The organism is Arenimonas sp. (genome assembly GCF_019459675.1).
Classification (GTDB): domain Bacteria; phylum Pseudomonadota; class Gammaproteobacteria; order Xanthomonadales; family Xanthomonadaceae; genus Arenimonas.
In genome coordinates this window covers 18,471-31,247 of sequence record NZ_JAIBFH010000011.1, presented here as the reverse complement: position 1 = coordinate 31,247, position 12,777 = coordinate 18,471, and the positions used below count along the sequence as shown (strand labels likewise).

General features: G+C 68.7%; 9 protein-coding genes. 8 read left to right on the top strand and 1 reads right to left on the bottom strand.

Going from position 1 to position 12,777, the window contains the following annotated elements; translation table 11 throughout:
• The 8 genes from carB to K0M70_RS00480 all read left to right on the top strand — a co-directional run.
• A partial coding sequence (gene carB / locus K0M70_RS00515) for a carbamoyl-phosphate synthase large subunit (RefSeq protein ID WP_290777843.1) occupies window positions 1-2,285 on the top strand: 2,285 nt, incomplete at its 5' end.
• Window positions 2,282-2,764: a transcription elongation factor GreA gene (gene greA / locus K0M70_RS00510; RefSeq protein WP_290777840.1), complete on the top strand. Its 483-nt coding sequence runs from the start codon at window positions 2,282-2,284 to the stop codon at window positions 2,762-2,764. The genes carB and greA, both read left to right, overlap by 4 nt.
• Before the next feature lie 9 nt (window positions 2,765-2,773).
• The gene (locus K0M70_RS00505) at window positions 2,774-3,697 is read left to right on the top strand and encodes a phosphoglycerate mutase (RefSeq protein WP_290777837.1); all 924 of its coding nucleotides are present in this window, start codon (window positions 2,774-2,776) and stop codon (window positions 3,695-3,697) included.
• A complete protein-coding gene (recJ, locus tag K0M70_RS00500) occupies window positions 3,694-5,421 on the top strand; it encodes a single-stranded-DNA-specific exonuclease RecJ (protein WP_290777834.1) in 1,728 nt (575 codons plus the stop codon). The genes K0M70_RS00505 and recJ overlap by 4 nt, the downstream gene beginning before the upstream one ends.
• Before the next feature lie 65 nt (window positions 5,422-5,486).
• Window positions 5,487-6,609 (top strand): peptide chain release factor 2 gene (prfB, locus tag K0M70_RS00495; protein WP_290777831.1). Its coding sequence is split into 2 segments (ribosomal slippage): window positions 5,487-5,558 and window positions 5,560-6,609, totalling 1,122 coding nucleotides; the frame shifts between segments, so codons are not numbered across the junction.
• A 69-nt stretch (window positions 6,610-6,678) separates the two neighbouring features.
• Window positions 6,679-8,202, top strand: coding sequence for a lysine--tRNA ligase (lysS, locus tag K0M70_RS00490; RefSeq protein ID WP_290777828.1), 1,524 nt, complete (start codon window positions 6,679-6,681; stop codon window positions 8,200-8,202).
• Between the two features lie 258 nt (window positions 8,203-8,460).
• Window positions 8,461-9,510, top strand: a complete 1,050-nt coding sequence (locus K0M70_RS00485) for an HD domain-containing phosphohydrolase (RefSeq protein ID WP_290777825.1) — start codon at window positions 8,461-8,463, stop codon at window positions 9,508-9,510.
• A gap of 34 nt (window positions 9,511-9,544) precedes the next feature.
• On the top strand, window positions 9,545-11,716 hold the full coding sequence (locus tag K0M70_RS00480; protein WP_290777822.1) for a response regulator: 2,172 nt from the start codon (window positions 9,545-9,547) through the stop codon (window positions 11,714-11,716).
• Window positions 11,717-11,734: 18 nt separating this feature from the next.
• On the opposite strand, the gene K0M70_RS00475 is transcribed toward K0M70_RS00480, so the two are convergent.
• Window positions 11,735-12,652: a crotonase/enoyl-CoA hydratase family protein gene (locus K0M70_RS00475; protein ID WP_290777821.1), complete on the bottom strand. Its 918-nt coding sequence runs from the start codon at window positions 12,650-12,652 to the stop codon at window positions 11,735-11,737.
• Window positions 12,653-12,777 lie beyond the last annotated feature (125 nt).

The window sequence follows — 12,777 nt, the reverse complement described above, 5'->3', positions numbered from 1 at the left end:
CCAAGATCGCCGCCAAGCTGGCCGTGGGCTACACGCTGGACGAGCTTCGCAACGACATCACGGGCGGCGCCACGCCGGCTTCGTTCGAGCCTGCGATCGACTACGTAGTGACCAAGATCCCGCGCTTCGCGTTCGAGAAGTTCCCGACCGCCGACGCCCGCCTCACCCCCCAGATGAAGTCGGTGGGCGAGGTGATGGCGATTGGCCGCACGTTCCAGGAGTCGATGCAGAAGGCCCTGCGCGGGCTGGAGACCGGCAAGGTTGGTTTCGACCCCACCGGCGCGGCCGCCGACGGCGAGGAAGGCCTGCTGCGGATCAGGCGCGAGCTCAAGGAGCCCGGGCCGGAGCGCCTGTTCCAGGTGGCCGAGGCCTTCCGCGCCGGCCTGACGGTGGAGGACGTGTACGGCCTGAGCTTCATCGACCCGTGGTTCCTGGACCAGATCGAAGAAATCGTCGCCACCGAGAAGGACGTGGCCGCCGCCGGCCTGCCGGCGCTGGATGCCGCGCGCCTGCGTGAACTCAAGCGCATGGGCTTCGCCGACGCGCGCCTGGCCCAGCTGGCCGGCACCGATGAATCTGCGGTGCGCGCCCTGCGCCGGGCTTTCGGCGTGCGCCCGGTCTACAAGCGGGTGGACAGCTGCGCCGCCGAGTTCGCCACGTCCACCGCCTACCTGTATTCGACCTACGAGGACGAGTGCGAGGCCATGCCCAGCACCCGCGACAAGATCATGGTGCTGGGCGGCGGTCCCAACCGCATCGGCCAGGGCATCGAGTTCGACTACTGCTGCGTGCATGCGTCGCTGGCGCTGCGCGAGGACGGCTATGAAACCATCATGGTCAACTGCAACCCCGAAACCGTGTCCACCGACTACGACACCTCCGACCGCCTGTACTTCGAGCCGGTGACGCTGGAAGACGTGCTGGAGATCGTGGAGGTCGAGAAGCCCAAGGGCGTGATCGTGCAGTACGGCGGCCAGACCCCGCTCAAGCTGTCGCGTGCGCTGGAGGCCGCCGGCGTGCCCATCATCGGCACCAGCCCCGACAGCATCGACCTGGCCGAGGACCGCGAGCGGTTCCAGAAGCTGGTGGAGGAACTGGGCCTGCTGCAGCCGCCCAACCGCACCGCGCGCAACGCCGAGCAGGCGATCACCCTGGCCAACCAGATCGGCTACCCGCTGGTGGTGCGCCCGAGCTACGTGCTGGGCGGCCGGGCGATGGAAGTGGTGTATTCCGACGCCGACCTGTCGCGCTACATCCGCGAGGCGGTGCAGGTGTCGAACGATTCCCCCGTGCTGCTCGACAGCTTCCTGGACAACGCCGTGGAAGTGGACGTTGACGTGATCGCCGACGCACAGGGCAACGTGCTGATCGGCGGCATCATGGAGCACATCGAGGAAGCCGGCGTGCACTCGGGCGACTCGTCGTGCTCGCTGCCGCCGTATACGCTGTCGGCCGCCACCCAGGACAAGCTGCGCGTGCAGGTGACCCAGCTGGCGCGCGCGCTCAAGGTGATCGGCCTGATGAACACCCAGTTCGCGATCCAGACCGACGGCGAAGGCGTGGAAACCATCTTCCTGCTGGAAGTGAACCCGCGCGCGTCGCGCACGGTGCCGTTCGTGTCCAAGGCCATCGGGGTCCCGCTGGCCAAGATCGCCGCGCGCTGCATGGCCGGCAAGAGCCTGGCCGAGCAGGGCGCCACCAGGGAAATCATTCCCGGGTATTTCTCGGTGAAGGAAGCCATCTTCCCGTTCGCCAAGTTCCAGGGCGTGGACCCGATCCTGGGGCCGGAAATGCGCTCCACCGGCGAAGTGATGGGCGTGGGCCGCACCTTCGCCGAGGCCTTCGGCCGCGCCGAGGAGGCCGCGAACATCAAGTCGCCGTCGCCCGGCAAGGCTTTCGTGTCGGTGCGTGATCCCGACAAGAAGCGGCTGCTGCCGGTGGCCCATGACCTGATCGAGCGCGGCTACACCCTGGTGGCCACCGAAGGCACGGCCAAATTCCTCAACGGCGAAGGCATCACCTGCGAGCGCATCAACAAGGTGATCGAGGGCCGTCCGCACATCGTCGACCTGATCAAGAACGGCGAGATCTGCTACATCATCAACACCACCGAGGGCAAACAGGCCATTGCCGACTCGTTCTCGATCCGGCGCGAGGCGCTGCAGCACCGCCTCACGTATTCCACCACCATCCCGGGCGCACGCGCCCTGATCCGCGCCACCGACACCCGCGGCAACCCGCGCGTGTGGTCGCTGCAGGAACTGCACAAGGAATTGCACGGATGACCGCGATTGCACCGCTTACCCTCAAGGGCGCCCAGCGCCTGCGCGACGAGCTTGAACATCTCAAGACAGTCAAGCGACCGGCCGTGATCGCCGCCATCGCCGAAGCCCGCGCCCACGGCGACCTGAAGGAAAACGCCGAGTACCATGCCGCCCGTGAGCAGCAGGGGTTCATCGAAGGCCGCATCCAGGAGCTCGAGTTCGTGCTGTCGCACTGCCAGCTGATCGACGTGGCCAGCCTCAACGCCGGTACCCGCGTGGTGTTCGGCGCCACGGTGGAACTGGCCGACTGCGACTCGGGCGACGAGGTCACCTACCAGATTGTTGGCGACCTGGAATCGGACATCAAGCGCGGCCTGATCTCGATCTCGTCGCCGCTGTCGCGCGCGCTCATCGGCAAGCATGAAGGCGACACCGTCACCATCCTGGCGCCAGCGGGCGATCGCGACTACGACATCATCGCCGTGCGTTACGACGGCTGATCGCGGCCCATGGTTTCGCCCGCCGCCGCGACGCCGCCCGCCCTTTGCGTCCTGCTGTCCGAGCGGCGGCGCTTCGCCGGCCAGCCGGTGGGCGCTGAAACGGGCAGGTTCCTTGCCCGCGCAGACCGCCCGGCCGACGCCGAGCCGGGCGAGAAAGCCCAGCTGCTGCGCCATTTCGACCTGCTGCCGCGCGGCTGGCCCATGGCGGCCATCACCCGCCAGCGCGACGCCGGCGACGCGGTGCTGCACCGGTGGCTGCGCGCCGACCCCGCCCACGTGCGCCCGGACATGAACGGTGCCCGGGTGCTGGCGATCGGCGAGCTGGGCCTGAGTGCCGAAGAGGCCCAGGCACTGCTGGCGCCGCTGCGGCCCCTGTTCGGCGACCTGGGCTTCCAGCTGTCGGCGCCGGTGCCGTCGCGCTGGTACGTGGCGCTGCCCGTTGAATCCAGGCTGCCGCCGTTTTCGGCGCCCGACGCGGTGCTGGGCGACGACCTGTTCGCACACCTGCCCGACGGCCCCGAGGGGCGCCGGTGGCGCGCGCTGCTCAACGAAGCGCAGGTGATCCTGCACAACCACCCGGTGAACGAGCTGCGCACGAAGGCGGGCAAGCCTGCCGTCAACAGCCTCTGCTTCTGGGGCGCAGGCCGACTGCCCGACCACGTGCGCAGCGTGTTCACGGCCGTCGCCAGCCAGGAGCCCGAGCTGCTTTCGCTGGCGCAGCTGGCCGGCATACGCGGCACCGACGATGGCCCCCAGCTGCTGGACCTGCGCCAGGTCCGCGACTGGTCGGCGGTGGAACAGCGCCTGCTGCCGGGCCTGAGGGAGCTGGGCCGCGACGAAATGGTGCTCGATTTCGCCGACGGCGCGCGCTTTTCGCTCCGCGCCGCCCAGCGCTGGCGCTGGTGGCGGCGGCCCCTGGCCAGGCTGGCGTGAGGTCCGCCGCAGTCCGGATACGGCGGCGCGAGGTTCCCCCGCACGGCCCCTGGCCCGACAGCGTGTCGCCGGCACTGCAGCGCATCTATGCCGCGCGCGGCGTCTGCACGCCGGCCGAAGGCGAGCTGAAGCTGGCGCGCCTGCTGCCGCCCGACGCCCTGGGCCAGCTGTCGGAAGCGGCGGAGCTGTTGGCCCGGGCCATCGCCGGCCACAAGCACATCATCGTGGTGGGCGATTTCGACTGCGACGGTGCCACCGGCACGGCGGTGGCGGTGCGCGGGCTGCGGCTTCTGGGCGCCACGCGCGTGGGCTACCAGGTGCCGCACCGCGTGACCCACGGTTATGGTCTGTCGCCGGCGCTGGTGGAGCACCTGGACGCGTTCGCGCCCGACCTGGTCTTGACGGTGGACAGCGGCATCGCCTGCCACGCCGGTGTCGCCGCGGCCAAGGCGCGCGGTTGGCAGGTGCTGGTCACCGACCACCACCTGCCCGGCGAAACGCTTCCCGGGGCGGATGTCATCGTCAATCCCAACCTGGGCGGCGACGCCTTTCCCAGCAAGGCGCTGGCGGGCGTGGGCGTGGTGTTCTACCTGCTGCTGGCGCTGCGCCGCCATCTGCGCGACGCCGGAGCCTTCGCCGCTGGCGAACCGGACCTGTCGTCGCTGCTGGACCTGGTGGCCGTGGGCACCGTCGCCGACCTGGTGCCGCTGGACTACAACAACCGCCTGCTGGTGTCGGCCGGACTGCGCCGCCTGCGCCAGGGCCAGTGCCAGCCGGGGCTGCAGGCGCTGGCCGAACTGGCGGGCAAGGACCTGTCGCAGCTCACCGCCAGCGACATCGGCTTTGGCATCGCGCCCCGCCTGAACGCCGCGGGCCGGCTGGAAGACATGGCGCTGGGCATCGAATGCCTGCTGTGCGACGACCCCGCGCGCGCCCGCGAGCTGGCCAGCGTGCTCGACCGCATCAACGGCGAGCGCAAAGGCATCCAGCAGCAGATGGTGGATGACGCCGAAGCGCTGGTGGCCGCCGTTCCCCTCGACGATGACTGCCTGCCGCCGGTGCTGTGCCTGCGCGACGACGGCTGGCACCCCGGCGTGGTGGGCCTGGTGGCATCGCGGCTCAAGGACCGCTGGTACCGGCCGGTGTTCGCTTTCGCGCCGTCCGAGCCGGGCAGCCACCTGCTCAAGGGATCCGCGCGCTCCATCCCCGGGCTGCACATCCGCGACGTGCTGGCGGCGGTGGATGCGCGCAATCCGGGCCTGGTGGAGCGCTTCGGCGGCCACGCCATGGCGGCAGGACTGAGCCTGGCGGCCGACCACTTCGATCGCTTCCGGGCGGCCGTCGAGGCCCAGGTCGCGACGATGCTGACACCCGAGCAGCTGCGCTCGGAGCTCTACAGCGACGGCGAACTGACGGCCGGCGAACTCGGCCGCCCCCTGGCCGAACAGCTGCGGCTGGCCGGCCCCTGGGGCCAGGGGTTCCCCGAGCCGCTGTTCGACGGCGTGTTCAAAGTGCTGCAGTGGCGCCAGATCGGCGAGCGCCACCTCAAGCTCAGCCTGATCTCGGAGCAGGGCGGGGCACCGCTGTCGGCGATCCAGTTCGGCGGCTGGACCGGCGCGGCGCCGTCCGCGCGCATCCACGCCGCCTACCAGCTCGAACTCGACGACTGGGGCGGCCGGCGCAGCGTGCAGCTGCTGGTGCGCCACTGGCTGCCTGCCGACTGAGCGCGGCGCCAACCGCGGCGCGTGCGGTATCATTGCCGACCGATCCAAGCCACTGCGGAAGACCCATGGAACTCAGTCCCATCCGCCAGCGAATCGCCGACCTCAAGGGTCGGCTGGATTCGCTCAGGGGGTATCTTTGACTTCGACATCAAGGTCGAGCGTCTCGAAGAAGTAAACCGGGAGCTCGAAAGCCCCGATGTCTGGAACAACGCCGAGCACGCCCAGGCCCTGGGCCGCGAGCGCTCGTCGCTGGAGAAAGTCGTCAACGGCATCCGTTCGCTCACCGACAACCTGGTCGGCGGCAACGAGCTGATCGACCTGGCCGAGATGGAGGACGACGCCGACACGGTCGCCGCCGTGGTCGAGGACGTCGAGAAGACCGCCAAGGAAGTCGAGCAGCTCGAGTTCCGGCGCATGTTCTCCGGCAAGATGGACGCCAACAACGCCTTCGTGGACATCCAGGCCGGCGCCGGCGGCACCGAAGCCCAGGACTGGGCCGAGATCCTGCTGCGCATGTACCTGCGCTGGTGCGAATCGCGCGGCTGGAAAACCGAGCTGATGGAAGTCAGCGGCGGCGACGTCGCCGGCATCAAATCGGCCACGTTCCGGGTCGAGGGCGAATACGCCTATGGCTGGCTCAAGACCGAGACCGGCGTGCACCGCCTGGTGCGCAAGTCGCCGTTCGACTCCGACAACCGCCGCCACACCAGCTTCACTTCGCTGTTCGTGTCGCCCGAAGTGGATGACAACATCGACATCGTCATCAACCCGGCCGACCTGCGCACCGACGTGTACCGGTCGTCCGGCGCCGGCGGCCAGCACGTGAACAAGACCGAGTCGGCGGTGCGCATCACGCACATCCCCACCAACATCGTGGTGGCCTGCCAGAACGGCCGCAGCCAGCACCAGAACCGCGCCACCGCCATGCAGATGCTGGCCGCCAAGCTCTACGAGCTCGAGGTGCAGAAGCGCAATACTGAAAAGGACGCGGTGGAAGCCACCAAGTCCGAGATCGGCTGGGGCAGCCAGATCCGCAACTACGTGCTGGACCAGAGCCGCATCAAGGACCTGCGCACGGGCATCGAGCGCTCGGACACCGACAAGGTGCTCAACGGCGACCTGGATGAGTTCATCGAGGCGAGCCTGAAGGCCGGCCTGGCCGTGGGCGCGAAACGCTCCGACGCCTGAGGCCTTCGAACCCGTTCCCGGCGGTTCTCCCATCGTTACATTCCATTCCTTCCCGGCCCCACCAACGACATGACCCAGCCCACGCCCGCCACCACGCCCGCCGCCGACGAAAATTCCCTGATCGCCGAGCGTCGCGCGAAACTCACGGCGCTGCGAGGGCAGGGCATCGCTTTCCCCAACGACTTCCAGCGCGACGACTACGCGCAGGACTTGCAGAGCGAGTTCGCCGACAAGGACGAATGGACGGCCGAGAAGCTCGAAGCGCTGGACCGCCGGGTGACCATGGCCGGCCGGTTGATGGCCAAGAGGGTGATGGGCAAGGCCAGCTTCGCCCAGATCCAGGACATGAGCGGCCGCGTGCAGCTCTACCTGCAGGGCAGCGACCTGGGCGAAAGCTACGACGCCTTCAAGGGCTGGGACGTGGGCGACATCGTGGCGGTGGAGGGCGGGCTCACCCGCACCCGCACGGGCGAGCTTTCAGTGAAGGCCACGGCGCTGCGTCTGATGACCAAGTCGCTGCGGCCGCTGCCCGACAAATGGCACGGCCTGGCCGACGTGGAGCAGCGCTACCGCATGCGCTACGTCGACCTGATCGTGAACCCGGAGGCGCGCGACGTGTTCGTGCAGCGCTCGCGCATCGTCTCGGCCATGCGCGCCTGGCTCGACGCCCGCCGCTTCCTGGAAGTGGAAACGCCGATGATGCATTACATCCCCGGCGGCGCCACGGCCAAGCCCTTCGCCACCCACCACAATGCGCTGGGCCTGGACCTCTACCTGCGCGTGGCGCCCGAGCTGTACCTCAAGCGCCTGGTGGTTGGCGGCCTGGAGCGCGTGTACGAGATCAACCGCAACTTCCGCAACGAGGGCGTGTCCACCCGGCACAACCCCGAGTTCACCATGCTCGAGCTTTACGAAGCCTACGCCACCTACCACGAGGTGATGGACCTTACCGAAGAGCTCATCCGCGAAGTCACCCTGCGCGCGCGCGACACCACCCACCTGCAGTGGGAAGGCATGGCGATCGACCTGGGGCCGCCGTTCCGCCGCTGGTCCATGACCGACGCGGTGCTTGAGCACAACCCGGGAATCCAGCGCGACCAACTGCGCGACCTGGCCGTGATGCGCCAGCACTGCGAACGGCTGGGCGTCAAGTTCAAGGCCGGCTACGGCTGGGGCAAGCTGCTGCTGGAAATCTTCGAGAAAACCGTCGAACACACCCTCATCCAGCCCACTTTCATCACCGACCACCCGGTGGAAGTCAGCCCGCTGGCCCGCGCCAGCGACCGCGACCCGGAGATCACCGACCGCTTCGAGCTGTTCGTGGGCGGCCGCGAGCTGGCCAACGGCTTCTCGGAGCTCAATGACCCCGAGGACCAGAAGGCGCGCTTCCTGGCCCAGGTGGAGGCCAAGGACGGCGGCGACGACGAGGCCATGCACTACGACGCCGACTACATCCGGGCGTTGGAATACGGCATGGCGCCCACCGGCGGGCTGGGCATCGGCATCGACCGGCTGGTGATGCTGGTCACCGATTCGGCTTCGATCCGGGACGTGCTGCTGTTCCCCTACATGCGGCCCGAGAGCGGTCCCTGAGCATTCGCTCGGGAACCCCCACGATTTGCTTCGCAAACCGCGGGCCCCGGGCTCACTACCTCCAATCCCCTGCGGCTGTCGCCGCGCCCCCCTTACCAAGGGGGGCTTCCCACCAGGAGGGTGCGGCGCGGGGCTTTGCGGGTGGAGGGGTTCGGGAGGTTTGGTTGGCAAGTGCTTGCCGGGGTTGAAATCGCGGGAGTAAGCTGGCGGCGAGCCGCAGACCGCGGCAATCACGGTGTTTGCACCCGGGAGCTTGTGTTGAACGTACTGATTGTTGATGACCAGCCTTCGCAGCGGACGATGTTCCGCCACCTGCTGGAGGACATCAGCCCGGAAGTGAAGGTCACCGATTTCGGCGACCCGGTGGAGGCGCTGCTGTGGTCCCAGCGCAGCTCGCCCGACCTGCTGCTGCTCGACTACCGCATGCCCAAGCTCGACGGCCTGGAGTTCGCCCGTCGTTTCCGCCGTCCGCTTTCGCACCGGGACGTGCCCATCATCCTGATCACCGTGGTCGGCGACGAGCCGATCCGGAACGCCGCGCTCGAAGCCGGCGTCATCGATTTCCTGGTCAAGCCCGTGCGTCCGCGCGAACTGCGTTCGCGCTGCCGCAACCTGTTGGCGCTGCGCCAGCAGCAGCAGAACCTCAAGTCGCGCGCCCACGAACTCGAGCGCCAGCTGCTGGCCCGCATGCACGAGCTTGACGAGCGCGAGCGCGAAATCCTGCACCGCCTGGCCAAGGCCACCCAGTACCGGGACGGCGGCAGCGTGGCCCATGTCGAGCGCGTTTCGCGCTACTCGGGCCTGCTGGCCGAAGCCCTGGGACTGCCCGAGGACGAAGTGCGCATGATCGAGCTGGCCGCGCCGCTGCGCGGCATCGGCAAGATGGGCGTGTCCGACGCCATCCTGCTCAAGCCGGGCAAGCTCGATGCCGCCGAGTTCGAACAGATAAAGAAGTACCCGCGCCTGGGCTACGACATCCTCAGCGACTCCAGCAGCAAGTTCGTCCAGGTGGGCGCCACCATCGCGCTGCACCATCACGAGCGCTGGGACGGCAGCGGCTACCCCGGCGGCCTGGCCGGCGAAGCCATCCCGCTGGCGGCCCGCATCGTCGCGGTTACCGACGTGCTGGAGGCGCTGACCACCGTGCGTCCTTACAAGGACGCCTGGCCGATGGTGCAGGCGCTGGACTACCTCAAGTCCCAGTCCGGGCTGCAGTTCGACCCGGCGGTGATCGACGCGCTGATGGCGCGTCGCGATCGCATCCAGGAAATCTTCGATTTCCACGCCCCGGCGCTCGCGCCGCGATGACGCGCCCGGACGTTTCACCCGCGCGGTGAGCACGATGATCCAGCGGCTTTCCGATCGCTTCCGGAACCGTCCGGACAGCGAGCACGGCCAGGCTTTCACCCGGGTGGCCGTGGTTACGGTGATCCTGGTGTACCTGCTGGGCGTCACCTCGGGAGCAACGGTCCGCAACGAGCCGCTGCAGCTGGTGTTCCTGTTTTTCGCCATCGAGGCTGTGGTGGGCATTGGCCTGATCATCGGCATCGCGCTGCGGCCCGGCGTTTCGCACGCGCGCCGCATCATCGGCATGTTGGCCGACTACGCAATGATGGGCGCGGCCATGCACGTGCTGGGCGAGTCGCTGGCGCCGGTGTACGTGATCCTGATGTGGGTGACCATCGGCAACGGCCTGCGTTTCGGCGAGGGCTACCTGGTGGCGGCCATCCTGATGGCCAGCGCCAGTTTCCTGGCCGTCATCCTCACCACCGACTACTGGATGCTGAACCAGATGCTGGGCTGGGGCCTGCTGGTCGGCCTCACCGCCATTCCCGCCTACCTGACGTCGCTGCTGCGTGCGCTCACCCGCGCCACCGAGGAGGCCAAGCGCGCCAACGAAGCCAAGAGCCGGTTCCTGGCCAACATGAGCCACGAGTTCCGCACGCCGCTCAACGGCATCGTCGGCATGTCGGACCTGCTCACCACCACCCGGCTGAACAAGGAACAGCGCGAGTGCACCGAGGTCATCCAGACCTCGGCCAAGGCGCTGCTGGCCCTGGTGGAAGACGTGCTGGACATTTCGGCCATCGAAGCCGGCAAGCTCAAGCTCAACGTCGAAGACTTCCGCCTGCGCGAGATGACCCGCAGCGTGCAGGTGATGCTGCAGCCGCTGGCCACCAACAAGGGGCTGGGATTCTCGGTGGTGGTGTCCGAACGGGTGCCCGATGACCTGCACGGCGACGTCGACCACCTGCGCCAGATCCTGGTGAACCTGCTCAACAACGCCATCAAGTTCACCGACTTGGGCCGGGTGGTGCTGGAAGTCGGCCTGGCGCCGCCGCGTGCGCGCGAACTGGCCGAAGCCCGCGCCGGCGCCCCGGCGCCGGAAACCATCGTGCTGCGCTTCTCGGTGCGCGACACCGGCATCGGCATCCCGCTGGCGGCGCAGCGGCGGCTGTTCGAAGCTTTCGAACAGGTGGACAGCGCCAAGACGCGTCGCCATGGCGGTACCGGGCTGGGCACCACCATCGCCAAGGGCCTGGCCGAAAGCATGGGCGGGCGCCTGGGCTTCGAAAGCGAGGAGGGCGTGGGCTCGCACTTCTGGGTCGAATTGCCCTACCGGCTGGCCGAAGGCCGCGGCGTCGCGCCGGCGCCCGTCCCGGCCAACGTCATCGCCTTCGACGACCCGTTCGTGCGCCACCGTGCGCGCGTCAAGCCGCTGCACACGCTGATCGCCGACGACCACCCGGCCAACCGCATGGTGCTGCGCCGACTGCTGGAAAAGGCCGGCCACCACGTGGAGGAAGTGGAAACGGGCGACGAAGTGCTGGCGCTGCTGACCGAACGCGACTTCGACGCAGTGCTGATCGACCTGCACATGCCCGGCGTGAGCGGCCTGGATGTCATGCGCGAGGTGCGGGTGATGGAGGCCGGTGCCGCGCGCCGCACGCCCTTCATGGTGCTGACCGCCGACGTTACGCCCGAAGCCATGCAGGCCTGCGAACAGGCCGGTGCGCGCGTGTTCCTGCCCAAGCCCATCGTTGCCGGGCGCCTTCTGGAGGCGCTGGCGGAAGTGGCGTTGGGCGGCGCCGAAGCGACCGCGTTGCCGGGCGAGCGCGAGCCCGGTGCGGCGGACACGGTGGTGCTGGACGACTCGGTGCTGGCCGAGCTGGTTGAGTTGAACCTGGGCAAGGACTTCGTGGCCAGCTTCGTGCGCCAGTGCGTGCACGATTCGCTGCGCTGCCTGGCGGCGCTGGAACAGTGTGGCCAGGCCGGCGATTGGGACGGCTTCCGGGACCAGTGCCATGCCCTGAAGGGCGTGGCGGGCAACCTGGGCATGTCCCGCGTTGCGACCATGGGTTACGAGGTGATGCAGCTGCCCAACGGGCAGTTGGCCAAGGACTGGCGGGCGCGTGAGCGCGGATTGCGGGCGCAGTTCGAGCTGGCTCGCGAAGCCCTGGCCCGGCTGCCCGCCCGTTCGGGCGGACAGCGTACGGACGACGTCTCGGGCTGAGCCCCAGGCCGGAACGCGTCAGAGGGCGGCGGCAAGCTGGGTGGCGTTGCCCGCTTCGGACGAACGGCGTTCCTGGGCGCGGACCAGGCGCTCCATGGTGCGAAGGGACTTGTCGCCCAACTGCATGGCGGTGTCCACCCAGATTTCGGTAATGCGCATCAGCTCTTCCAGCGGCACCGGGTTGGCGTACTCGCGCACCTGCTGCATGGCCAGGCGGGCATGCGGGGCCCGGCGCTGGCTGCGCAGCAGGTCCTGGACGGCCTGCACGCCCTGGCCCTTGGGCACCACGACGTCCACGATGCCCATGGCGAGCATCTGTTCGCTGGAGTAGACGTTGCCGTCCAGCATCAGCCGCTCGGCCAGCGCCGGGCTTACCCGGCGGCAAAGGAACGAATAGGCGCCCATGCCCGGGAACAGGTCGAACAGCACCTCGGGGAAGCCCATGCCCACGCCGGCTTCGGCGACGATGGTCTGGCAGGAAAGCGCCAGCTCAAGGCCGCCGCCCAGCGCGTCACCCTGAACCAGGGCGATGGTGTTGACGCGGCCGCCGAGCTGGGTGTGCAGGTGGTACACGCCCTCCACGCACATGCGGGCATAGGCCAGCAGCGAGGCGCGGTCGCGTTCGCGGATCAGCCGGGCGAACAGGTCCAGGTCGCCGCCGAGGTTGAAGCTGCTGGCGTCGGACGTAACCACCAGATGGTCCAGGCCCGGCTCGCGGCCGTCGATGGCCGTCTGCTGGCTGCGCATGCCCACGCCGGCCAGGTAGTCGCGCATGTCCTTCATCAGGTCCAGCGTGAAGCACGGGCGCCCGGGGCTGGCGTCATGGGCACGCTGGGCGTGCATGTACATCCAGCTGGTGCGGGTGGCTTGGTCTTCCTGCGTGCGCAGGGTGCGGTAGGCGAACGGGCGGCTGATCAGTTCAACAACAGGGCTCATGACGGTGTCCTCGGGGGCTCGGGGTGGAGCCGCCCGGGTCTGGTCGAACGAGGGCGGCGCTGTCTTCAGGTCTTGTCGGCGTCGCCAACGGCCTGATACTAGCCCCACCCCCACCCCGGTTGTAA